The organism is Stenotrophomonas sp. (assembly GCF_050737075.1).
Lineage (GTDB): Bacteria > Pseudomonadota > Gammaproteobacteria > Xanthomonadales > Xanthomonadaceae > Stenotrophomonas.
Genome location: NZ_JBOHXV010000079.1, coordinates 1 through 22,055, shown reverse-complemented (window position 1 = coordinate 22,055; position 22,055 = coordinate 1). Strand labels below are relative to the sequence as shown.

General features: G+C 69.5%; 19 protein-coding genes. 10 read left to right on the top strand and 9 right to left on the bottom strand.

Annotation, left to right across the window (positions count from 1 at the left end):
• Positions 1-280: 280 nt before the first annotated feature.
• From ACREPD_RS16820 to ACREPD_RS16795, 6 genes are all read right to left on the bottom strand, one after another.
• Positions 281-1,090 carry a DUF2092 domain-containing protein gene (locus tag ACREPD_RS16820; RefSeq protein WP_431600394.1) on the bottom strand — a complete coding sequence of 270 codons (810 nt, stop codon included), beginning with the start codon at positions 1,088-1,090 and terminating at the stop codon, positions 281-283.
• A 111-nt stretch (positions 1,091-1,201) separates the two neighbouring features.
• Positions 1,202-3,097 (bottom strand): DUF885 domain-containing protein, encoded by a 1,896-nt coding sequence (locus ACREPD_RS16815; protein ID WP_431600393.1) that lies wholly within the window; start codon positions 3,095-3,097, stop codon positions 1,202-1,204.
• 76 nt (positions 3,098-3,173) lie between these two features.
• Positions 3,174-4,970, bottom strand: a complete 1,797-nt coding sequence (locus ACREPD_RS16810; RefSeq protein ID WP_431600392.1) for an FAD-binding protein — start codon at positions 4,968-4,970, stop codon at positions 3,174-3,176.
• 122 nt (positions 4,971-5,092) lie between these two features.
• The gene (locus tag ACREPD_RS16805) at positions 5,093-5,932 is read right to left on the bottom strand and encodes a class I SAM-dependent methyltransferase (protein ID WP_431600391.1); all 840 of its coding nucleotides are present in this window, start codon (positions 5,930-5,932) and stop codon (positions 5,093-5,095) included.
• 94 nt (positions 5,933-6,026) lie between these two features.
• Positions 6,027-7,373 carry an Nramp family divalent metal transporter gene (locus tag ACREPD_RS16800; RefSeq protein WP_431600390.1) on the bottom strand — a complete coding sequence of 449 codons (1,347 nt, stop codon included), beginning with the start codon at positions 7,371-7,373 and terminating at the stop codon, positions 6,027-6,029.
• A gap of 43 nt (positions 7,374-7,416) precedes the next feature.
• Entirely contained in the window at positions 7,417-8,376 is a 960-nt protein-coding gene (locus ACREPD_RS16795; RefSeq protein WP_431600389.1) for a LysR family transcriptional regulator, read from the bottom strand.
• Between the two features lie 163 nt (positions 8,377-8,539).
• Between ACREPD_RS16795 and ACREPD_RS16790 the strand changes: the two genes are divergently transcribed.
• Positions 8,540-9,664, top strand: coding sequence for an MFS transporter (locus ACREPD_RS16790; protein ID WP_431600396.1), 1,125 nt, complete (start codon positions 8,540-8,542; stop codon positions 9,662-9,664).
• A gap of 45 nt (positions 9,665-9,709) precedes the next feature.
• On the opposite strand, the gene ACREPD_RS16785 is transcribed toward ACREPD_RS16790, so the two are convergent.
• Positions 9,710-10,357, bottom strand: a complete 648-nt coding sequence (locus ACREPD_RS16785) for a response regulator (protein WP_431600388.1) — start codon at positions 10,355-10,357, stop codon at positions 9,710-9,712.
• Between the two features lie 195 nt (positions 10,358-10,552).
• Between ACREPD_RS16785 and ACREPD_RS16780 the strand changes: the two genes are divergently transcribed.
• From ACREPD_RS16780 to ACREPD_RS16750, 7 genes are all read left to right on the top strand, one after another.
• Positions 10,553-11,209 (top strand): hydrolase, encoded by a 657-nt coding sequence (locus ACREPD_RS16780; RefSeq protein ID WP_431600387.1) that lies wholly within the window; start codon positions 10,553-10,555, stop codon positions 11,207-11,209.
• A gap of 1 nt (position 11,210) precedes the next feature.
• Positions 11,211-11,615, top strand: coding sequence for a DoxX family protein (locus ACREPD_RS16775; protein WP_431600386.1), 405 nt, complete (start codon positions 11,211-11,213; stop codon positions 11,613-11,615).
• A 35-nt stretch (positions 11,616-11,650) separates the two neighbouring features.
• Positions 11,651-13,489 carry an amidohydrolase gene (locus tag ACREPD_RS16770; protein ID WP_431600385.1) on the top strand — a complete coding sequence of 613 codons (1,839 nt, stop codon included), beginning with the start codon at positions 11,651-11,653 and terminating at the stop codon, positions 13,487-13,489.
• On the top strand, positions 13,468-14,766 hold the full coding sequence (locus ACREPD_RS16765) for an alginate export family protein (RefSeq protein WP_431600384.1): 1,299 nt from the start codon (positions 13,468-13,470) through the stop codon (positions 14,764-14,766). The genes ACREPD_RS16770 and ACREPD_RS16765 overlap by 22 nt, the downstream gene beginning before the upstream one ends.
• Positions 14,760-16,400: an MFS transporter gene (locus ACREPD_RS16760; protein ID WP_431600383.1), complete on the top strand. Its 1,641-nt coding sequence runs from the start codon at positions 14,760-14,762 to the stop codon at positions 16,398-16,400. The genes ACREPD_RS16765 and ACREPD_RS16760 overlap by 7 nt, the downstream gene beginning before the upstream one ends.
• A gap of 198 nt (positions 16,401-16,598) precedes the next feature.
• A complete protein-coding gene (locus tag ACREPD_RS16755) occupies positions 16,599-17,375 on the top strand; it encodes a hypothetical protein (protein ID WP_431600382.1) in 777 nt (258 codons plus the stop codon).
• A 49-nt stretch (positions 17,376-17,424) separates the two neighbouring features.
• Positions 17,425-18,402, top strand: coding sequence for a zinc-binding dehydrogenase (locus ACREPD_RS16750; protein ID WP_431600381.1), 978 nt, complete (start codon positions 17,425-17,427; stop codon positions 18,400-18,402).
• A gap of 207 nt (positions 18,403-18,609) precedes the next feature.
• On the opposite strand, the gene ACREPD_RS16745 is transcribed toward ACREPD_RS16750, so the two are convergent.
• Positions 18,610-19,497 carry a LysR family transcriptional regulator gene (locus tag ACREPD_RS16745; RefSeq protein WP_431600395.1) on the bottom strand — a complete coding sequence of 296 codons (888 nt, stop codon included), beginning with the start codon at positions 19,495-19,497 and terminating at the stop codon, positions 18,610-18,612.
• A gap of 244 nt (positions 19,498-19,741) precedes the next feature.
• Between ACREPD_RS16745 and ACREPD_RS16740 the strand changes: the two genes are divergently transcribed.
• Positions 19,742-20,197, top strand: coding sequence for a (R)-mandelonitrile lyase (locus tag ACREPD_RS16740; protein WP_431600380.1), 456 nt, complete (start codon positions 19,742-19,744; stop codon positions 20,195-20,197).
• 36 nt (positions 20,198-20,233) lie between these two features.
• Positions 20,234-21,151 (top strand): M14 family metallopeptidase, encoded by a 918-nt coding sequence (locus tag ACREPD_RS16735; protein ID WP_431600379.1) that lies wholly within the window; start codon positions 20,234-20,236, stop codon positions 21,149-21,151.
• Between the two features lie 18 nt (positions 21,152-21,169).
• Here the strand turns inward: ACREPD_RS16735 and ACREPD_RS16730 are convergent, their stop codons facing one another.
• Positions 21,170-21,988 carry an isocitrate lyase/PEP mutase family protein gene (locus ACREPD_RS16730; protein ID WP_431600378.1) on the bottom strand — a complete coding sequence of 273 codons (819 nt, stop codon included), beginning with the start codon at positions 21,986-21,988 and terminating at the stop codon, positions 21,170-21,172.
• Positions 21,989-22,055: the final 67 nt, after the last annotated feature.

Sequence of the window (22,055 nt, the reverse complement as noted above, 5' to 3'; positions counted from 1 at the left end):
TCCCGGACCCGGCCCTGGACCCGGTCCGGGATGAGGACCAGGTCCAGGTCCAGGTCCCGGTCCAGGTCCCGGGTGAGGCCCCGGTTCGGGCCCCGGCCGGATGCCTGGATGCGGGCTGAAGCCGCCGCCACCAAACCCGCCGTGGCTGGCAATCGAAGGATGGGCGAAGCCGCGCAGTCCCGGGCGGGCCTGGGCGTCGGCGGGTACCAGCAGCGACCCGGCCATCGAGCACAACAAGGCAGTGAGAAGACCGGTGCGGAGCGCGGTGTAGGTCTGCATGTCAGCGGTCTCCGTTGCCAGCGTCGTCGTCGGTCGGTGCGGCCGGCACGAATGCAATCCGGGTGGCGCCGTCCGGCCGGAACACCAGATCCTTCGCCGCAACGGGCCGCTTCGTGTCCCACCGCAACGTGGCCTGGTAGCTGGGGAGTGCGGGATCGGTGTGGCTGGTGATCAGCAACTGGCGCGGCAGTCCGGTGGCGTCGGAGATCCACACCTGCCAATCCACGCCGGGCTGGCGGAACGCGTAATGCCGGGTGGGCTCGTCATCGATGCGCTCACTGCCGACCAGCAGCGCGGATACCAGGCGGTCGGTGGGAAAGCCCGGCGTGCCCCACAGGAACAGGTCGGCCAGCGGAAACTCCACGCCCAGCCGGGTGGCCGAATCGCTGAGCAGGGCCTGGCTGCTGCGGTCCAGGTGCTCGATGGCGGCGTAGTACTTCTGCCGGGGCGAGTAGATCGTCAGCGTATGCCCGTCGTAGAACAGCTGGCGGTGCTGGTGCTCGCTGCGGATCTCCACGAAGAAGTGGTCCGGCCCCAGCACCTTGTAGTCGACCGTACCGGCCAACGCCAGCTTCTGGCCATCGTCGAGCACGTAGTCGGTGCGGGTGGTGGCCGCCATCGTGAACTGCGGCAGGGCACGCAGCGCCTTGCCCATGCGGGTGAGTGCGGTGATCGCCTCGGGGTCCAGGCTGGCCGTAGACGTCGACGTCGCATTCCCTGCGGCAGGTGGCGCGGCGCTCGCGGTGGATGACCACGCCAGTGGCGCTGTCAGCAACATCACCAGCAACAGGCAGGTTCCAGATGGGCGCATGGTGCTCTCCTGTGGGGCCGGGCCTGCTGCCAGGCCATGCCCTCACTGTGCGCACCCGATGCAGTGCGGACAACCGGAGTTACACCGACGCGCCCTAGGTATTTCTACGGGTCAGGGCGCGCGGCGTGGTGCGACGCCGCCGGCGGCTACCCACGCATCCACCGCCTGTTCGACGACGGTCATCGGCAACGCACCGTTGCCCAGGATCAGGTCGTGGAAGGCGCGGATGTCGAAACGATCCCCCAGCGCGCGGCGTGCTTTTTCGCGCAGCGCCAGCAGCCGCAGCTGGCCCATCTTGTACGACGCCGCCTGGCCGGGCTGGACCAGGTAGCGGTTGACCTCGACGCGCACCTCCGATTCCGTCATGCCGGTCTTCTCCTGCATGTAGGCGATGGCCTGCTCGGGCGTCCAGCGCTTTCGGTGCAGGCCGGTGTCGAGCACCAGCCGCACCGAGCGGAACATTTCGGCCTGCAGGCGGCCCAGGTCGCCGGCCGGGTCGTCCTTGTACACACCGGCCTCGGCCATCAGCTGTTCGGCATACAGCGCCCAGCCCTCGCTGAAGGCGCTGGGATTGAGGCTGCGGCGCAGCATCGGCAGGTCGGTCAGGGTCTGCCCGATCGAGATCTGGAAGTGATGGCCGGGCGAGCCCTCGTGGTAGGTGAGGGTGGGAATGCTCCAGCGCGTGTTGGAGTCGATATCACCCAGGTTGATGAAGAACGTGCCCGGTCGCGAGCCGTCCATCGCCGGTGGGTAGTAGTAGCCGCCCGGTGACGTCGCCTGCATGTGCGCGGGCACCGGCAGGACCACCAGCTTCTGCGGCGGCAGGTGGCCGAACCAGGTGGGCAGGATCGGGTCCAGATCGCGCAGGCGCTGTTCGATGTCGCCGATCAGGTGCTTGCGCCCGGCGTCGCTGTCGGCGTACCGATAGCGCGGGTCCTCACGCAGCTGCGCGATACGTGACGCGACGCTGCCGTCGCGCAGGCCGAGCTGGCGCAGGCGCGCGTCCATGGCCTTTTCCAGGCGCGCCACTTCGTCCAGCCCGATCTGGTGGATGGCATCGGCGCTCAGGTCGGTGCTCGTATACCAGCGCAGTGCCGCATCGTAGTACGCATCGCCGTGCGGCACCGCCCAGATGCCCTTGTTGCCCGGGCGTGTGGCCAGCAGGGCCTGCACGCGGTCGAGCAGGCGCTGGTAGCCGGGGTTGACCGAATCGCGCACGGCAACGGTGGCCTGCTCCAGCAACGCGGCGCGCTCGGCGGCCGGAATGGCCGGCAGTTTGTCCAGCTTGCGCCGCAGCGACTGCACCCAGAGGCTGTCTGCCGGGGCTGGCTGCAGCAACGTACGGAACTGGGTGGCGGCACCGCTCAACGCCACTTCGGGTGGCACCACGCCCTGGTCGGCCTGCAGGTCGACATTGGCGCGCACCTGGTCGAGCTTGGTGCCCATCGCGTTCAACCGTGCGATGTAATGGCGCGCACTGGTCAGGTCGGTGACGGCATGCTGGTTGTCGAAGAACTGCGGCAGGTTCACCGGCAGGCTGAACAGCTGGTCCACCGCGTAGGTGCTGCCGCCGACCGGCAACCACGCCGCCGACCACGGCACCGCCATCAGGTCGATCTGGGCCTGGTAGAACCAGCGCGCCAGGCCATCGCTGAGCTGCTGCTGCGGATCCAGCGGCGCGCCCTTCCAGGCCTTGATGGCCGCCAGGTTGTCGGCGAGCATGCGCCGGTTGACGTCGCGCTGCGCCAGCGAGACATCGGTGAGCCGGTCGGAAAGATCGCCCACGCCATCGCCGCTGATGCCCAGCAGCGTGCGCAGCTCGGGGTCGGCGTTGATCGCGCCCATGGTCTGCGCGTCGAGCAGCGTGTTGAAGCTGCTGGCGGCGGCTGCCGGTGCCTGTACCGCCGTCGGCGCGGACTGTGCGTGGGCGGTGGCGGGCAGCAGTGCGCAGGCGATGGCGAGACAGAGCGCGACGGGAACGGCAACGACGGGGTTGGACGCAGGCACGGGGCGATCTCCGAGGGTGGACGAGTGCCCCGCAGGCTACGGCAGAGTGCCTCCGGGCGCACCTGCCGCGTCCCCGTCAGCGCCGCCGCTCGAAGCCGTCCGCGCTCCAGTCCTCGCTGCCCACGCCGTGATGGATCACGAACAGCCCCTCGGGGTCGTACCGGCGTTTTGCGGCCAGCAGGCGCGGGTAGTTCGGACCCCAGAACGACTGCTGCCAGTCGCGCTGGAAGTAGTCGCACTCGGAGACGTAGGTGGGTGCGGCCGGCAGCAGGGTGCGCAGTTGCTGGTAGGCGCGCTGCACCCGCGCCGCACCCTCGCGGGCATCGGCTTCATCGACCGTGCCGCCACTGCCGGCGTAGGCCGGGCCGCCGGCGTTGCCGATCAGGGCCAGCGCGAACGCGTCCAGCACGGCAGGATGGGTAGCGGTCGCACGGCTCGCGGCGAGCGCGTCGGCCGGCGCACCGAACAGCCCCTTGTTGCAATGCAGTTCGACCGGCATGTGCGCCGCCGCCGCACAGATCGCGGCCGCGGCGGCCTCGCGCTGCGCATCGCCGAGCAGGGCCGACGGCATCCAGGCCGAGGCATACCCGTGCAGGTACCAGCCCACCTGGCCCTGGTCGCCTTTCCACAGCATGCGCATGCGCGGTGCATCGGGGCGGGTGTCTTCGGCAATCAGCTGTGGTGCATGTTTGCGGAAGAAGTCCGCGTCCCACATGTGCTGCGCTGGCAGCGCCAAGGCCTGCAGCGGCTCCAGCACGGTGTACTGCGGCCGCGCGGCGAGCCACGCGACGAACGGGGCCCACACAGCAGCGGCGGCGTCCTGGCCCAGCCCCTGGAAGACCATCGATACCCCGAGCGTGCGTTCGTCGCCGAAGCGCAGTTGTTCGCCCCACTGCGGGTTGCACAGGCTGTCGCGGTAGAAGCGCAGCACCTCGGCGGCGAGCGCGCGCCAACTGTCGTCGCTGTCGGCCTGCACCTTCAGCGACACGCCGCCGAACGTGGCGGGCAGGGCATGGGTGCGCAGGGTCATGCGGGTGACCACACCGAAGCTGCCGGCGCAGCCGCCTTTCAGCGCCCAGAACAGATCGGGTTCCTGGTCTGCGTTGACCACGCGGATCTGCCCGTCGGCGGTCACGACTTCGGCCTCGATCAGGTTGGCCGCCGCGGTCCCGAACGCCTTGGAGAAACTGCCGAAGCCACCGCCGGTGACCAGGCCGGTCACGCCCACCGAGGTGCAGCCACCGCCCTGCACGTAGCGCCCGCCGTGGGTGGTGACCGCGTTGTAGGCATCGATCCACATCGCGCCGGCCCCCACGCTGACCGCCGGCTGCGTGGCGGTGCCGGCCGCCGCACCCTGCGCGATGAAGGCCTCATGCAGCTCGACCTGGTTCATGGCGCGGGTCCAGACCAGCAGCGAGTCCGGGGCGCACGACGTGCCGTGGTAGCTGTGGCCGCCGCATTTGACCACCAGCCGCAGCCGATGGCGGCGGGCGAAGTTGACCGCTGCGGCGACATCGGCACTGTTGGCGGCGCTGACCACCCGTGCGCTGGGCCGGGACAGCCAGGCGCCGTGGTAGCCGCTGGTCTGGGTGAGGGCGGGCTGGTCGCCGATGAAGAACGGATTGCGGAGCTGCGCCAGCGCCTCGCTGCGGGTAGCGGCGTCGCCGAGAAAGGGCGAGACCGGCACCGACAGGCGGCCGCCGACGGCGTCGGACAGCTGGTTCCAGTTGCTCGGGCTGGGCCAGCCGGCGGTACCCGGGCGAACCCGGGTCAGGCCGGCGGCGGACCGGACCGGGAGGGCAGCGGCGGCCTTGTTGACCAGCGGAAGCAGGGGCAGGGCGAGGCCGGCTTTCAGGCAGTCACGACGTTTCATGGGCGTCCGCAGCAAGGGGGGATGGCTGCAGCATGTGCCTGCCAACCCTTGCTGTCATTGGCGTGGGGGCGAATGGCAACCGGTCTGGGACGAATGGTGGGGGGGCTGTGACGGCGGGCGTTCTATTCCGCCCGCACCGACCAGCACGCGGCGGTGAACACCACCCGGTCGCCCTGCACGAACGGCGCGAACGCATCGACGACCGTCGCCAGCACCGACGCCCGCGTGGCCGGATCCAACCCTTCCGCCCGCAACGCCTGGCCGACCGGCCCGAGCAGCGACACGTAGGTGGGCAGATCGTCGCGGGCGATGCTGCAGCGGACGTCCAGCGGTGTAATTTCGATACCGCGCCAGCCACTGTCGCGCAGCAGGGCCTGCACCTTGCCGGCGTCGGCGAACGCGAACTGCCCGGGGCCGTCGGCCGCGCGCGGGGGCAGCGCAAGCAGCGGCGCGGCGGCACGTTCGGCGGTGGTCATGAACGCGTTCTCGGCCGGGCTGCGCCAGGCGATGGCGTGCAGGCTGCCGCCATCACGCAAGGCTTCGCGCAGGCGGCGGAAGGCCTGCACGGGATCGTTGAAGAACATCACCCCGAACCGCGACACGATGTGGTCGAGGCTGGCGGGGGCGAAGGCATGCTGCTGGGCGTCGGCAACGATGAAGTCGATGTCCTTGCCGGCCGCGGCCGCGCGCTCGCGCGCGACCGCGATCATTGGCGCGGAAATGTCCACGCCCGTGCAGTGCCCGGCGAGGCCGAGCCGGTCGGCAATGGCCAGGCTCACCGCCCCGGTCCCGCAGCCCACGTCCAGCACCTGCGCGTCGGGATGGGCGGCAAGGGGATCGGCCAGCAGGGGCTCGAACGGCGCGAACATGCCGTCGAGCAGGGTCTGCGCCTGTACCCACGCATCGCCGGCAGGGCCATTCCAGAGATCGTGTTGGGAGGGGGGCAAGGGGGCGTTGGTCATACGTGCATCCGACAGGGAATGCGCACACCATGCCACCTCAACCATGCTTGAGGTCAAGAGCCGATGTATCCGGATCCTATTCCGCGCGCATCGGCTACCACCCCACCGTCTCAACCAACAGCTTCACGTTCAACACCACGATCACCGCGGCAATCACCCACGCCAGCGTCAACAACCACTTCGGCGCCACCAGTGCGCCCATGCGTGCCTTGTTGCCGACGAACAGCACCAGCGGAATCACCGCGAACGGCAGCTGCATGGACAGCAACACCTGGCTGAGCACCAGCAGCCGCGCGGTGCCTTGTTCGCCATAGATGGCCGTCACGATCACCACCGGCACGATCGCGATGCCGCGCGTGATCAGGCGCCGCGCCCATGGCGCGATGCGCAGGCGCAGGAAGCCTTCCATGACGATCTGCCCGGCCAGCGTGGCGGTCACGGTGGAATTGATGCCCGAGGCGAGCAGCGCCACCGCGAACAGGGTCGACGCCAACCCCACGCCCAGCATCGGCGAGAGCAGCTCGTAGGCCTGCTCGATCTCCTGCACATCGGTGCGGCCCTGCGCATGGAACACCGCGGCGGCGAGGATCAGGATGGAGGCGTTGATGAACAACGCCAGCATCAACGCGATGGTGCTGTCGGTGACCGCCCAGCGCAACGCGCTGCGGCGCCCGCTGTCGGTACGCGGGTAGGCGCGGGTCTGCACGATGGACGAATGCAGGTAGAGGTTGTGCGGCATCACCGTGGCCCCGATGATGCCGATGGCCAGGTACAGCGCGTGCGGGTTGGTCACCACTTCCGCACGCGGAATGAAGCCACCCAGTACCGCGTGCAGGGGAGGCGCGGCCAGCGCGATCTGCACGGCGAAGCAGGCGAAGATCACCAGCAGCAGGGCGATCACGAAGGCTTCGAGTGCACGGAATCCCCGGTGCATGAGCCAAAGCACCAGCACCACGTCCACCGCCGTGATGATCGCGCCCATCACCAGCGGCAGGCCGAACAGCAGCTTCAGCGCGATGGCGGTGCCGATCACCTCGGCGAGGTCGCAGGCAATGATGGCGATCTCGCACAGCACCCACAGGCCGAGGTTCACCGGCTTGGAGAAATGGTCGCGACAGGCCTGGGCAAGGTCGCGGCCGGTGGCGATGCCCAACCGCGCGGACAGGCCCTGCAGCACGATCGCCATCAGGTTGGAGAGCAGGATCACCGACAGCAGCAGATAGCCGAAGCGGGCGCCACCGGCAATGTCGGTGGCCCAGTTGCCCGGGTCCATGTAGCCGACCGAGACCATGTAGCCCGGGCCCAGGAAGGCCAGCAGCCGGAACCACCAATGGCCGCCACTGGGGACGGCAACACTGGCATGCATGTCGCCCAGGCTGGGGCCGTCGCCGGTGGGCTGGGGCCACGCGCCGGTCGACGGGGAGGTCGGGTCCGCGCTCATGCGCGCAATATAGCAGAGGCTATGTTGTAAAGGCAGTGCAAACTCAGCGGCTGGCCGGGCGCGGGGGCAGCGGCAACGCCCGCATCCCATGGGTCTGCGGCAGGCTGGCCTTCATCGCGTCGATGAAGGCGCGCAGGCGCGAGGGGATCTGCCGGGACGCCGGATATACCAGGTGCACGGGTAGCGGCGGCGCTTCCCAACCGGGCACCAGTTGCAGCAGCTGCCCATCACGCAGGTCGTCGGCCACCAGCCAGGCCGACACCACCGCAGCGCCCAGCCCGGACAGCGCGGCACGGCGCACCACGAACAGGTTGTCGGTCAGCAGGCGTGGCTGGATGTCCACCCGCAGCGCGGGGCCATCGTCGGCAGGCAGCAGGCTGAAGCGCTCGCGGTAGAAGGTGGTCAGGGCGATCCACGGCAACTGCGGCAACAGCGCGGGGTCGTGCGGGTCGGCCGTGCCCAGCAGTGCGGGGGCGGCGATCACGATGCGCGGCACTTCGGCGAGCGGAACCGCCACAAGATGCGGTTCGTGCACGCCGCCGACCCGGATCGCGCAGTCGATGCCGTCGGCGATGAAATCCGGCGGCTGGTCTTCCAGCATCCATTCCAGCGTGACCTGCGGGTGGCGAGCCATGAACTGCAGCATCGGATCGAGCAGCTGGGCCTGGCCGAAGGCGTGCGGCACCACCACCCGCAGGCGACCGCGCGGCACATCGACTTCACCGCGCAGGTCGGCCTGGATCGCGTCCCAGTCGTCCACCAGCGCGCGGGCGTGGGCGTAGCAGCGCTCGCCGTCTTCGGTGAGCGTCATCTGGTGGGTGGAGCGCTTGATCAGATGCAGGCCGAACAAGCGCTCCAGTGCCTGCAGCCGGCGGCTGACGGTGGGCTGGGTGGTGCCCAGCTGCACGGCGGCCGCCGAGAGGCTGCCGCTGTCGACGATGCGCACGAAGGTATGAAGCAGGTCGATCCGGTCCGCGCCGGTCGGTATAGGGGTTGTGCTCATACGGCCCTCGTATGATCGTTATGCCTCCCAGCCTACTACACGGCTGTTTCCGCGCACGCCAAAGTGGCGCCACTTTCTTTGCGTGGAGCAGCGCATGTCCATCGTGCATAACCCCTCCCTGGCCCCGGCGCAGGCCGCCGTGCCGTCGCGGCTGATCGTGGCGATGGCGGCGGGTGCCGGGTTTTCGGTGGCGTCCATCTATTACAGCCAGCCGATGCTGGGGGTCATCGCCAGCGGGCTGGGCAGCGAACCGCAGGCCACCGGCATGGTGCCCACGCTGACTCAGTTGGGCTACGCGCTGGGCATCCTGCTGCTGGCACCACTGGGCGACCGGGTCGACCGGCGCCGGTTGATCCTGCTCAAGTCACTGATCCTGGCCGCGGCGCTGGCGACCGCCGCGCTCGCCGGCAGCCTGCCGACGCTGCTGCTGACCAGCCTGCTGATCGGCCTGATGGCCACCGTGGCCCAGGATGTGGTGCCCACCGCAGCGATGCTGGCTCCCGAGGCCGAGCGCGGCGCGGTGGTGGGCAAGGTAATGACCGGGCTGCTGCTGGGCATCCTGCTCTCGCGCGTGGCGAGCGGACTGGTCGCGCAGGCGCTGGGCTGGCGGGCGATGTTCGGCATCGCCGCGGTATCCGTGGTGCTGATGGCACTGACACTGGCGCGTGAGCTGCCGCACCTGGCGCCCACCACGTCATTGCGTTACCCGGCGCTGCTGCGTTCGCTGGCCCACCTGTGGCGCGCGCAGCCGCAGCTGCGCCGTGCGGTGTTGGCGCAGGGGCTGTTGGCGGTGGGGTTCAGTGCGTTCTGGTCGACCCTGGCCGTGATGCTGCACAGCCGCTTCCAGCTGGGCAGTGCGGTGGCCGGTGCGTTCGGCATTGCCGGTGCGGCGGGCGCGCTGGCCGCGCCGCTGGCCGGGCGCTGGGCCGACCGGCTGGGCAGCCACGCGGTGGCGCGGATCGCCATTGGGATCGCGTTGCTCGGCTTCGCCATGCTGCTGCTGGATGCGTGGCTGCCACGCGCGGCGATCCTGCCGTTGCTGGCCATCAGTGCAGTGGTGTTCGACTTCGGCTTCCAGGCCGCGCTGGTATCGCACCAGACGCTGGTCTACGGACTCGCGCCGGAAGCGCGCAGCCGGCTCAACGCGCTGCTGTTCACCGGCGTGTTCCTGGGCATGGCAGCGGGTGGGGCGCTGGGCGCGGTGGTATTGGCGCACTTCGGGTGGACGGGCGTGGCGACGCTGGCGACGGTCGCCGCGGTCGCCAGTCTGGTGGTGCGTTTGCGCTGATCGGCTTCGTTCCGGTGGTGCGTGGTTGACGGCCATGGGCCGTCACTACGGGTCGGTGTCGAGGCTGATGATGCCGCGCTTGAGGGCGAGGGTGACCGCATGGGTGCGGTCGCGGGCGCCGAGCTTCTCCATGATGTTCTTCATGTGCGCCTTGACGGTCTGCTCGGAGATGCCCATCCGCTCGCCGATGCCCTTGTTCGAGCAGCCGCTGGCGACGTGGCCCAGCACCTCGGTTTCGCGCGGCGACAGGCTGTCTTCCACCACATGTGCGGCGATGCTGGCCGCCAAGGTCGCGGGAATGCCGGCGCGGCGGCCGCTGTGCACGGTGCGGATGGTGTCCACCAGTTCGTGACGGAGCATGTCCTTGAGCAGGTAGCCGCTGGCGCCCGCCTGCAACGCACGTACCGCGCGGACGTCGCCGCGATAGGTGGTGAGCACGATGATGCGCGCGCGCGGGTCATGCTGGCGGATGCGGGCGATGGCCTCTTCGCCGTCCACCTTCGGCAGCTGCAGGTCCATCAGCACCACGTCCGGGCGCAGCGCCAGGTACTGGGTCACCGCTTCCTCGCCATCGCCGGCTTCGCCCAGCAGGCGCATGTCCGGCTGCATGTCCAGCAGCGCGGCAAGGCCATCGCGCAGCAGCGGATGGTCGTCGACCACCAGGATGCCGATCGGTGGGGGCGTGGGGGTCATGCGGAATCTCCGGATTGCGTCGCCAGCGCCGCTGGAGGTGTGCGGATTGTCGCAGGCTGGGGGCAGTCCGGGAACCAACGCAACGCGCCATCCCCCGAAAGGGTAGCCGCGGCCACCACCCATATGAGGGTAGGGCGCGCATGCGCGCGGGGTGACCATGGCGCATCCCCTGAGTTGCCTTCCCAAGGACGCCTGATGACCACCGCCACCGCCGTGCCCGGCACCTCGCTGCTGTCGCCCACCAACCACGCCCTGGTCCTGATCGACTTCCAGTCGCAGATGGCCTTCGCCACGCGTTCGATCGACATCGCCGCGCTGCGCAACAACGTCTCGCTCATCGCCAAGGGTGCGGCGGGCTTCAAGGTGCCGGTGGTACTGACCACCGTGGCCGAGACCTCGTTCTCCGGCCCGCTGTTCCCGGAACTGCCGGCGGTCTTCCCGGGCCAGCAGGTCTTCGACCGGACCTCGATGAACACCTGGGAGGATGCGCCGGTGATCGCGGAGATCAACCGCATCGGCCAGCAGCGCCTGGTGCTTGCCGGGCTGTGGACCGGCGTGTGCATCGTCGGTCCGGCGCTGTCGGCGATCGAACAGGGCTTCGAGGTGTACGTGATCACCGACGCCTGCGGCGATGTCAGCGACGAGGCCCACGAGCGCGCCGTCATGCGGATGGTGCAGGCCGGTGCGGTACCGATCACTTCCGTGCAGTATCTGCTGGAACTGCAGCGTGACTGGGCCCGTGCGGAGACCTACGGCCTCACCACCGGCATTGCCCGCGAGCACGCCGGTGGCTATGGCCTCGGCATCCAGTACGCCAAGGCGATGTTCGGCGCGCAGGAAGGCGGCCATTGAGGTGAGTAGCGCGGTCGGCCTGGACGTCGGGCTGCTGGTGCTGCGGGTGGCGGCCGGCGGTTTCCTGTTGCCGCACGCACTGGGCAAGCTGTTCGGCTGGTTCGGAGGGCCCGGCCTGGCCGGGTTCGCCGACGAACTGCGCGGCTACCGGTTGCCGGCGCCCGCACCGCTGCCGCTGCTGCTGGCGAGCGTGCAGGTGCTGTGCGGGCTGGCCGTTCTGCTGGGCTGGCAGACCCGCATCGCCGCCGTCATCGCCGCGCTGTTCCTCGCCTTCACCGCGCTGCTGGCGCTGCCGAAAGGCTGGTTCTGGATGCGCGGCGGTATCGAATACCCGTTGTTCTGGACGCTGGCGCTGTGCGTCATCGCCCTGGCCGGGCCCGGCAACTTCGCGCTGCGCGCGATATAGCCGGGCGCGCCTTTGCTGATTCGTTGGAGAACCCCATGTCCACGCTGCTCATCCGCAACGCCCGCATCACCACCTTGGACCCGCGCCTGCCACAGGCCGACGCACTGGCGGTGGTGGACGGTCGCATCGCCGCGATCGGTGTCGAGGCCGACGTGCGTGCCGGCCTGACCGGCGCCACCGTGATCGACGCCGGCGGCCGCCGGCTGGTGCCTGGGCTCAACGACAGCCACACGCACCTCATTCGCGGCGGGCTCAACTACAACCTGGAACTGCGCTGGGACGGGCTGCGCTCGCTGTCCGATGCGATGGCGATGCTGAAGGCCCAGGTCGACAACACACCGGCGCCGCAGTGGGTCAGGGTGGTGGGCGGCTTCACCGCCGAGCAGTTCATCGAAAAACGCCTGCCGACGCTGGCCGAACTCAACGCCATCGCGCCCGACACCCCGGTGTTCCTGCTGCACCTGTATGACCGCGCGCTGCTCAACCGCGCCGCGCTGCGCGCCTGCGGCTACGACAGGAACACCCCGGACCCGCCCGGTGGGCAGATCGCGCGCGACAGCCTCGGCAACCCCACCGGCCTGCTGCTGGCCAAACCCAACGCGCTGATTCTGTACGCCACGCTGGCCAAGGGCCCGCGGCTGCCGATCGAATACCAGGCCAATTCCACCCGCCACTTCATGCGCGAGCTGAACCGGCTGGGCATCACCTCGGTGATCGACGCCGGCGGCGGCTTCCAGAACTACCCCGAGGATTACCAGGTCATCGAGCAGCTGCACCGCGACGGCGAGTTGACGGTGCGCATCGCCTACAACCTGTTCACCCAGAACAAGGGCAAGGAGGTCCAGGACTTCCAGCACTGGAGCGAGATCCTGGCCCCACGCCAGGGCGATGACCTGCTGCGCCACAACGGTGCCGGCGAAATGCTGGTGTTCTCGGCGGCCGATTTCGAACTGTTCAACGAACCCCGCCCCGAACTGCCGCCGGGCATGGAGCCGGAGCTGGAGGAGGTGGTCAAGCTGCTGGTCGAGAAGCGCTGGCCGTTCCGCATCCACGCCACCTACGACGAGAGCATCGACCGCATCCTGGACGTGTACGAGCATGTCAACCGCGAGATCCCGTTCGATGGCCTGCACTGGTTCATCGACCACGCCGAGACCATCACCCCGCGCAACATCGACCGGATCCGCACACTCGGCGGCGGCCTCGCCATCCAGCACCGCATGGCCTACCAGGGCGAGGCCTTCGTGCAACGCTACGGCGCCGAGGCGGCCCGGCACACGCCGCCGGTGCGGCGCATGCTGCAGGCCGGCGTGCCGGTCGGCGCCGGCACCGACGCCACCCGCGTGGCCAGCTACAACCCCTGGGTGGCGCTGTCATGGCTGGTCACCGGCCGCACTGTGGGTGGCCTGGCGTTGTATGGCGAAGAGAACCTGCTCGAACGCGAAGAAGCGCTGCGCCTGTGGACGCAGGGCAGTGCGTGGTTCTCCGGCGACGATGGCCGCAAGGGCACGCTGGCCGTCGGCCAGCTGGCCGACTTCTGCGTGCTGTCCTCGGACTTCTTCGCGGTCGACGATGCCGCGATTGCCGATATCACGAGCGTGCTGACCGTGGTCGGTGGGCGGGTGGTGCACGGCGACGGCGAATTCGGCCCGCTGGCGCCGACGCTGCCGCCGGCGATGCCGGACTGGTCGCCGGTGAACCGCTTCGGCGGTTACCACGTGGGCGGTGCGGCCACGGGCCTGGTGGCGCACGCGCATGCCCACGGCGGCGCGTGCCGCACGCATGGCCATGGCCACGCGGCAGCGCACGCGGTGCCGACCGATGCGCCGAACGCATTCTGGGGCGCGCTGGGATGTTCGTGCTTCGCGTTCTGAGCCTGGCAGTGGCGGCGGCGCTGCCGTCGCTGGCGGTCGCGTGTGCGCCCGATGCAACGGGCCGCTGCATTGCACTGGACGGCGGTGGCGAGGCGCAGCTGGACGCCTCGCTGCGGCTGCGCGGCATGTACTACGACCCGACCCGCTTCGGCATACAGGGGCGCGAGGATGGCTATGGCCTGCTGCGCGCGCTGAGCTCGGTGGCGCTCCGGCGTGACCGCTGGGAAGGCAGGGTGCAGCTGGGCGTGCATGCCGAGCAGGGGCGCGACGGCGGACCGGGCGGCACCGACCGCGGCGCGCTCGACCTGCAGCAGGGCTATGTGCGCTGGCAGGGCGAACGCCTCGGTTGGCAGCTGGGGCGGCAGGAAGTGGCGTACGGCAGTTCGCGGCTGCTGTCGGTGCGCGATGGCCCGAACATCCGGCTCGCCTTCGATGGCGTGCGCGCCCGTTGGCAACAGCGTGCCTTCACCCTCGATGTGATGGCGTTGCGGCCGGTGGACAACCACAGTGGCGCGTTCGACGACCGCAGCGATCGCGGCCAGCATCTGCTCGGCGGCTATGCCACCTGGCAGGGCGCCCGCGCTGGCAACGGGCTGGACCTGTACCTTCTCGACTACGGATGCGATGGCGCACGCTTCGCCAGTGCGGTCGGCGACGAGCGCCGCACCTCGCTGGGCACGCGCTGGTTCGCGCGGCACCCGCGCTGGGATGCCAACATCGAAGTGGTCGCGCAGCGCGGCACGCTGGCGCGCGGGCAGGGCGACCTGGCCATCCGCGCGTGGACGCTGGCCAGCGACAGCGGCGTGCGCTGGCCCGATGCGCCGTGGCAGCCGCGGCTCGGCGTGAAGCTGGACATCGCCAGCGGCGACCGCAACGCCAGCGACACCCGGCTGGGGACCTTCAATGCGATGTACCCGAAGTCGGCGTACTTCAGCGAGGCCAGCCTGCTCGCACCGGCCAACCTGATGGATGTGCAGCCGACGCTGACGCTGGCGCCACACGCGAATGTGAGCACGGAACTTGGCGTGCAGCTGGCCTGGAAGCACCAGCGCAGCGACGCCATCTACACCACGCCTGCGCCACTGGCGGCGGTACCCGGCACCGCCGGCACGCCCCGGCGGATCGGCCAGCAGTACAAGTGGGAAACCAGTTGGCAGGCCAGCAATCACTGGACCTGGAAAGGCCAGCTGGCCTGGTTCGAGGCCGGCCACGGCCTGCGTGCGGCCGGTGGCCGCGACACCCTGTTTGCATCGGTAGTAGGAGCATGGCAATGGTAGATACCGTCCGCAACGCCGCCGCCGGCGCGTGGTCACCGCTGAAGATCCGGCTGTTCCGCACGATGTGGCTGGCCATTCTGGGCAGCAACGTCGGTACCTGGGTCAACGATGTCGCCGCGGCATGGGTGATGGCCGAGCGGACCGGCTCGCCGTTGATGGTGGCGCTGGTGCAGTCGGCCACCACCGTGCCGGTGGTGCTGTTGGCGCTGGTGGCCGGCACCCTGGCCGACATTGTCGACCGACGCCGCTACCTGCTATTCACCCAGGGCTGGATGCTGCTGGTCGCCGCCACGTTGGCCACGCTCACCGCGCTGTCGATGCTGACCCCACCGCTGCTGGTGGCGCTGACCTTCGCCATGGGCTGCGGTGCCGCCATGGCCATGCCCGCGCAGGCGGCCATCGTGTCCGAGCTGGTGCCGCGCCCGATGCTGGCCTCGGCCGTGGCGCTGAACTCGATCGGCATCAACATCGCGCGCTCGCTCGGCCCGGCCATCGGTGGCCTGATCGTGTCGCAGCTCGGCGCCGGCTGGGCGTTCGGCCTGAACGCGCTGAGCTTTGCGGCCATGCTGTGGGTGTTGATCAACTGGAAGACCGATGCCCAGGCGTCGAGCCTGCCGCCAGAGGGCTTCGGTGCGGGCCTGCGCGCGGGCCTGCGCTATGCGATGCGGGCCGGCCGCCTGCAGGCGGTATTGATCAAATCCGCGGGATTCTTCTTCTTCGCCAGCGCGCTCACCGCCCTGCTGCCGCTGGTAGTCCGTGGCGAGCTGCACGGCGGGGCGGGCACCTATGGCCTGCTGCTGGGCTGCATCGGCATCGGTGCGGTCAGCGGCGCGCTGCTGTTGCCGCGCCTGCGCGCGCGGATGGATCGCGACCTGCTGGTGCTGCTGGCCACGCTGGCCTGTGCGCTCAGCCTGTTGGGGCTGGCCTGGCTGCGCCACATGGCATTGCTGCCGGTGGCCATGCTGGTCAATGGTTTCGCGTGGATCACCGTGCTGTCCTCGCTGCAGATCGCCGCGCAGACCGCGGTGCCGGCCTGGGTGCGCGCGCGTGCATTGTCGCTGTACATCATGGTGTTCTCGCTGGGCATGGCGGCGGGCGGCCTGAGCTGGGGCAGCATTGCCCAGCGCACCTCGATCACGACCGCCCTGACCGCCGCCGCGATCGGCGCGGTGATCGCCGGCCTGCTGGTGTGGCGCGTGCGCATCGCCGGCAGCGAAGAACTGGACCTGCGCCCGGCCGGTCACTGGCCTGCGCCGGAGCTGGCGGTACCGGTCACGCACGATCGTGGCCCGGTGCTGGTCACCGTGGAATACCGCATCGACGATGCCGACCGCGCGGCATTCCACGCATTGATGGGCGAGCTGGGGCGCACCCGGCGCCGCGACGGTGCGGTGATCTGGAGCGTGGCCGAGGACGTGGCCACCCCGGGCGTGCACCTGGAGTATTTCGTGACCAGTTCGTGGATCGAGCACCTGCGCCAGCATGAGCGCGTGACCGCCGAGGACCGGGCATTGCAGGAGAAGGTGAGGGCGCTTCATCGCAACGAACACGCGCCGATCGTGCGGCATTTCGTGGGTGGCAACGGTGCATTGAAGGGCCTCAAGCACAGCCACGAGCACCCTGAGCTGGGTTGATCGTGCGTCGCACCACCAACGGTGGTGCGCTACCGGCGCACGTGCAATGCCGTGGCGCTCGCCATTCCGGGGCACGTGCAATGCCGTGGCCCGCGCCATTGTGGTAGGTGCCCACCGTTGGTGGGTACGCCGTTGGCCATGGCACCTTCTTAACCAGAATGCGCGTATCGTCAGCGCTCTTTGAGCAGGAGCGGGTGCATGCGTTGGATCGTGTTGTTGGCCGCATTGGCCATGCCAGCGGTGGCGTGGTTGTCCCAGACCGGTCAGTTCGGCCCGACCAACGGTGCGATTTCAGACCGTCACCCCACCTTGCTGGTGGCGGCCGGCTATGCGTTCTCCATCTGGGGCGTCATCTTCCTGTGGAACCTGCTGTTCGGGTTCTGGCAGCTGCGCCGGCGCAAGCCCGATGACAATGCCCGCGTGCGCGGCTGGGCCGCAACGGGCTTCGTGCTCACCGCGGTGTGGATGCCGGTGTTCTCCAATCAGTGGTTCATTCCGGCGCTGCTGATCATCTGGTCCGCGTTGCTGTGCCTGCTGGTGGCCGCCCAGCGTGCCGCACCGGCTACGGCCAGTGCCGGCCAGCGTGCCTTCGCCGCCTACCCGCTGGCGCTGCATGCCGGCTGGTTGAGCATGGCCGCCTTCCTCAACACCGCCCAGGTGGTGGTGGCCTACCAGTGGCTGCCCACCGGCAACATGCTGTCGTGGAGCCTGGTGCTGCTGGCCATCGCCACGCTGCTGGCCTGGACCATGAACCACCGGCTGCGCGGCCACTTCGCCTATCCGGCCGCGGTGGTGTGGGCGCTGGTGGGCGTGTACGTGAAGCAGTCGGAATGGCGCCTGCCGGGCGCCGACACGGTCGCCGTGCTGGCGCTGGCCGTCGCAGCACTGCTGGTGCTGCAGACCCTGTTGCTGCGCGCGCGCGCCTGGCGCACGCCGCGCACCGGCGTGGTGGCGGCGCACCGTCACCGCCGTTGATCGTCGCCGGCTCCGGCCGGCGCCCCTGGATTCGTAGAAGGAGACCCCCATGCGCGTTGCACTCCATGACAAGTTTGGTGACCCGACCGTGGTGCTCCACGGCGGCGAGATGCCCACCCCGGAACCGTCTGCAGGCGAAGTGCGGATCCGCACCGTGCTCGCCCCCATCCACAACCATGACCTGTGGACGGTGCGTGGCCAGTACGGCTACAAGCCGACGTTGCCGGCCATCGGCGGTAGCGAGGGTACCGGCGTGATCGACGCGCTGGGCGAGGGCGTCACCGGCCTGCAGATCGGCCAGCGGGTGAGCGCCGCCTCGGTGCACGGGAGCTGGGCCGAGCAGTTCATCGCACCGGCGCGGATGGTGATCCCGATGCCGGACAGCATCGATGACAACACCGCCGCGCAGCTGATCGCCATGCCGTTGAGCGCGCTGATGCTGCTGGAGTTCCTGCAGGTGGAGCCGGGCCAGTGGATCCTGCAGAACGCGGCCAATGGCGCGGTCGGCAAGGCGCTGGCGATGCTGGCCAAAGCGCGTGGCGTGCATTGCCTCAACCTGGTTCGCCGCGATGCCGGCGTGGCGGAGATGGAGGCTTTGGGCATCGACAACACCGTTTCCACCGCGCAGGCGGACTGGATCGAACAGGTGAAGGCGCGGGTGGGCAACGGTGCGATCGTGGCGGCGGTGGACTCGGTCGGCGGCCGCGCCAGCGGCGAGCTGATGACGCTGCTGGCCGAGGGCGGCACGCTGGTGTCGTTCGGCTCGATGACCGGCGAGCCGATGCAGATCGGCTCGGGCGACGTGATCTTCAAGCAGGCCACGGTGAAGGGCTTCTGGGGCAGCAAGGTCAGCCAGGCCATGGCGCCGGACGACAAGCGCCGGCTGGTCGGTGAGCTGTTGAAGCTGGCAGCCGCGGGCGGACTGAGCCTGCCCGTGGATGCGGTGTTCGGGCTGGACCAGGTGGCGGAAGCCGCCAAGGCCAGCCTCGAGCCGGGCCGCAACGGCAAGGTGCTGCTGCGCCCGTAAAGAGATTCCGCCGCAGGCAGCGTGCTGCCGGCTGCGGCGGGGACGTGCGGGACGTGCGGAATTGCGGAATTGCGCGGGATTGCGCACTGGTAGGGTCGCATCCCAATCGACTGCACGTGGCCGGTCCACGTGCGGTGGCGGCATGACCCTTGATCGGAAACAGGCGCGGTCCCCCGCCGGCGCACAGTCGCAGTTTGGAACGCGCCGCTACGCCCGCAACGCCTCAATCACCACGCGCAGCGCGCTCGAAGACTGCCGGCGGCTGGGGTAATACGCATGAAACCCGGCAAAGACATCGCACCAGTCCAGCATCACCCGCTGCAGGCGGCCGGCGGCGACATCCTCCAGCACCATGTCTTCCAGCAGATACGCCAGCCCGGCGCCGGCCAACGCGGCGCGGTGGATGGCCACGCTGCTGTTGAAGGTCCATTGCCCGTCCACACGCACGTTCACGTTCTGGCCGTCCTTGTGCAGATCCCAGACCATCAGGCCGCCGTGGGTGGGCAGGCGCAGGCCGATGCAGTCGTGCGCGGCCAGGTCGGCCGGTACCTGCGGCGCCGTGTGGCGCTGGAAGTAGCCGGGGCTGGCGACAATGGCCATGCGCTGCGGCCCGCTGATCGGCACCGCGATCATGTCCTGGGCCACGCGGTCGCCTAACCGGATGCCGATGTCATAGCGCTGGGCCACGATATCGGCCATGCCGTAGTCCACGGTCAGCTCGACCTTCAGGTCGGGGTAGCGCGGCAGCACCGCGGCCAGCCGCGGCCAGACGATCCGGTTGGCCACATGTTCCGAGGTGGTGATGCGGATCGTGCCGGCCGGGTGGTCGCGGTACTCGGCGACGGCGGCCAGCTCGGCCTCGATCTCTTCCAGGCGCGGCGCAACACTCTCGTACAGCCGCTCGCCGGCCTCGGTCATCGACACGCTGCGCGTGGTGCGGGTCAGCAGCCGCACCCCCAGCCGTTCCTCCAGCCCGCGCACGGTGTGGCTCAGCGCGGATTGCGAGACGCCCAGCTGCGCGGCGGCACGGGTGAAGCTGCGCTCGCGCGCCACGATGACGAAGACCTGCAGGTCGTTGAAATTTTCACGGGCCATGGGGTGGGGCAGGGGGCGCATGGCAGTCATGCGCCCACATCATGGGCGCACGGCATTGATGAACTCAAGCGGTGTGATGGGGGCTCAACAACCGATGGCGGCATGACCCATGATCGGAGTAGGCGTTCTGCACGCACACACGCGGGGCTTTGATGATTGTCATGCCGCTATCGATGCGATCATCATCACGTGCAGTCGATTGGGATGCGACCCTACCGGTACCCCAGCCCGCAGGAGCACACCGATGACCGCGTCTACCCGCGCTGATGCCGCGCCAATCCGCATCACACCCTCTGGCACCACCGCCTCCGCGGCCGGTTCGAAAGATTACTTCACCGGCACCGTCCGCATCGATGCGCCGTTCAGCACCGACGCACCGGCCCGAACCGGCGGCGCCACGGTCACCTTCGAACCCGGCGCGCGCACCGCATGGCATACCCATCCACTGGGTCAGACCCTGATCGTGACGTCCGGCGTGGGCAGCGTGCAGGAGTGGGGCAAGCCCGCGCAGGAGATCCGCCCGGGCGACATCGTCTGGATTCCGCCGGGCGTGAAGCATTGGCACGGTGCAAGGCCCGATGTGGCGATGACCCAGATTGCCATCGCCGAATCCGTGGACGGCTCGCCGGTGACGTGGCTGGAGCAGGTAACCGAGGCGCAATACCGCTCCGCCATCGAACGACAGCCGGACGCAGGCTAAAATGGCGCTCTTCCGTGACCACCCGCGAGCTCTGCCATGAACGACACCCGCTTCTATCCCATCGGCACCCCTGGCCAGGCGTGGGGCGCCGACGAAAAGGCGCAGTGGCGGGCGCGGCAGGTACCGGTGCGGCACTATGCCGACGATGTGCTGCCGGTGCTGGAGACGCTGCGCGAGCGGTTCGATGTGGTGCAGTACGGTACGCTCGACTATGCACCGCACAGCTACCCGCTGTTCGCCGTGCGCAGCCGCGACTGGAATCCGGCGCTGCCGTCGGTGCTGGTCACCGGCGGTGTGCATGGCTATGAAACCAGCGGCGTGGAAGGTGCGCTGCAGTTCCTGGCCACGCGTGCCGCCGACTATGCGGGCCGCGCCAACGTGCTGGTGGCGCCGTGCGTGAGCCCCTGGGGCTATGAGCGCATCCAGCGCTGGAATGCCGATGCGATCGACCCGAACCGCTCGTTCGTGGCCGACAGCCCGGCGCAGGAATCGGCGGCGCTGATGGCGCTGGTGGCACCGCTGCGCGACGGCATGCGCATGCATATCGACATGCATGAAACCACCGACAGCGACGAGAGCGAGTTCCGCCCGGCGCTGGCCGCACGCGATGGCAAGGCGTTCGAGCCGGGTCTGATTCCCGATGGCTTCTACCTGGTGGACGACAGCGAGAACCCGCAGCCGGCGTTCCAGCAGGCGGTCAACGCGGCGGTGGAGCAGGTGACGCATATCGCGCCGGCCGATGAGAAAAACGAGATCATCGGTTCGCCGGTGGTTGCGCCGGGCGTGATCGAGTACCCGCTGAAGAAGCTTGGCCTGTGCGCCAGCATCACCGGTGCGACCTACACCACCACCACCGAGGTCTACCCGGACAGCCCGCGCGCCACCCCGCAGCAGTGCAACGATGCCCAGGTGGCCGCGGTGTGCGCGGCGATCGATTACGCCCTGGCGCACTGATCCAGGCGGCGCGCGCCGTCAGCGGAACAGCTGGTTCAGCGCAGTGCCGCTGGCCGCATCAGCGAAGCCGTCGAAGCGGCCTTCGGCGTGGATCTGCTGCGCGGCGCGCATCAGGCCGCCCCAGGCGGTGCGGGCCATGGCGCCGCCGACGCTGACCCGGCGTACGCCCATGGCGGCGATGTCCTGCAGCGTGAATGGCACGGCGCTGCCGACCAGCAGGTTCACCGGCTTCGGGGCGACGGCGGCGACCACGGCCTCGATCTGTTCGCGGGTGCTGATGCCCGGTGCATACAGGCAGTCTGCGCCGGCCTGTGCGTAGGCACGCAGGCGCGTGATCGTGTCGTCCAGATCGGGCCGGCCGACGAAGAAGTTCTCGGCACGGCCGATCAGCAGCACGTCTTCGCCCGAACGGTCGATCGCCGCGCGGGCGGCGCGCACGCGCGCCACGGCGTCGTCCAGCGCGCGCAGCGGGTGATCCGGGTCGGGGGAGGCATCTTCGATGGAAATGCCGGCAACGCCGGTGGCGATGGCGCGGATGACGGCGGCATCGACCCCGGCAGGGTCACCGCCGAAGCCATCGCCGAAGTCGGCGTTCACCGGCAGCGGCGTTGCCGCGACCAGGTCGCGCAGGTGGGCGAGGGTGTCGTCCAGCGACAGCTGGCCATCGGCGCGGCCGAGGCTCCAGGCCACACCCGAACTGGTGCTGGCGAGGGCCTTGAAGCCCAGGTCATGCAGGTAGCGGGCGCTGCCGATGTCCCACGGATTGGGCAGCACGAAACAGCCATCGGCGTGCAGGGCGCGGAAGGCGGCGCGGCGGTGGTTGAAGGTCTGGGTCATGGGGTGGCCTGCCATCAGAAACGTGATGGGATGGTAGGCGTTTTGGAGCAGCCGGGCAGAGCCCGGC

Coding starts and splice junctions, on each gene's coding strand:
- ACREPD_RS16820 (WP_431600394.1), bottom strand. CDS start 1,090: ATGCGCCCATCTGGAACCTGCCTGTTGCTGGTGATGTTGCTGACAGCG.
- ACREPD_RS16810 (WP_431600392.1), bottom strand. CDS start 4,970: ATGAAACGTCGTGACTGCCTGAAAGCCGGCCTCGCCCTGCCCCTGCTT.
- ACREPD_RS16805 (WP_431600391.1), bottom strand. CDS start 5,932: ATGACCAACGCCCCCTTGCCCCCCTCCCAACACGATCTCTGGAATGGC.
- ACREPD_RS16800 (WP_431600390.1), bottom strand. CDS start 7,373: ATGAGCGCGGACCCGACCTCCCCGTCGACCGGCGCGTGGCCCCAGCCC.
- ACREPD_RS16795 (WP_431600389.1), bottom strand. CDS start 8,376: ATGAGCACAACCCCTATACCGACCGGCGCGGACCGGATCGACCTGCTT.
- ACREPD_RS16790 (WP_431600396.1), top strand. CDS start 8,540: ATGGCGGCGGGTGCCGGGTTTTCGGTGGCGTCCATCTATTACAGCCAG.
- ACREPD_RS16785 (WP_431600388.1), bottom strand. CDS start 10,357: ATGACCCCCACGCCCCCACCGATCGGCATCCTGGTGGTCGACGACCAT.
- ACREPD_RS16780 (WP_431600387.1), top strand. CDS start 10,553: ATGACCACCGCCACCGCCGTGCCCGGCACCTCGCTGCTGTCGCCCACC.
- ACREPD_RS16770 (WP_431600385.1), top strand. CDS start 11,651: ATGTCCACGCTGCTCATCCGCAACGCCCGCATCACCACCTTGGACCCG.
- ACREPD_RS16765 (WP_431600384.1), top strand. CDS start 13,468: ATGTTCGTGCTTCGCGTTCTGAGCCTGGCAGTGGCGGCGGCGCTGCCG.
- ACREPD_RS16760 (WP_431600383.1), top strand. CDS start 14,760: ATGGTAGATACCGTCCGCAACGCCGCCGCCGGCGCGTGGTCACCGCTG.
- ACREPD_RS16755 (WP_431600382.1), top strand. CDS start 16,599: ATGCGTTGGATCGTGTTGTTGGCCGCATTGGCCATGCCAGCGGTGGCG.
- ACREPD_RS16750 (WP_431600381.1), top strand. CDS start 17,425: ATGCGCGTTGCACTCCATGACAAGTTTGGTGACCCGACCGTGGTGCTC.
- ACREPD_RS16745 (WP_431600395.1), bottom strand. CDS start 19,497: ATGGCCCGTGAAAATTTCAACGACCTGCAGGTCTTCGTCATCGTGGCG.
- ACREPD_RS16740 (WP_431600380.1), top strand. CDS start 19,742: ATGACCGCGTCTACCCGCGCTGATGCCGCGCCAATCCGCATCACACCC.
- ACREPD_RS16735 (WP_431600379.1), top strand. CDS start 20,234: ATGAACGACACCCGCTTCTATCCCATCGGCACCCCTGGCCAGGCGTGG.
- ACREPD_RS16730 (WP_431600378.1), bottom strand. CDS start 21,988: ATGACCCAGACCTTCAACCACCGCCGCGCCGCCTTCCGCGCCCTGCAC.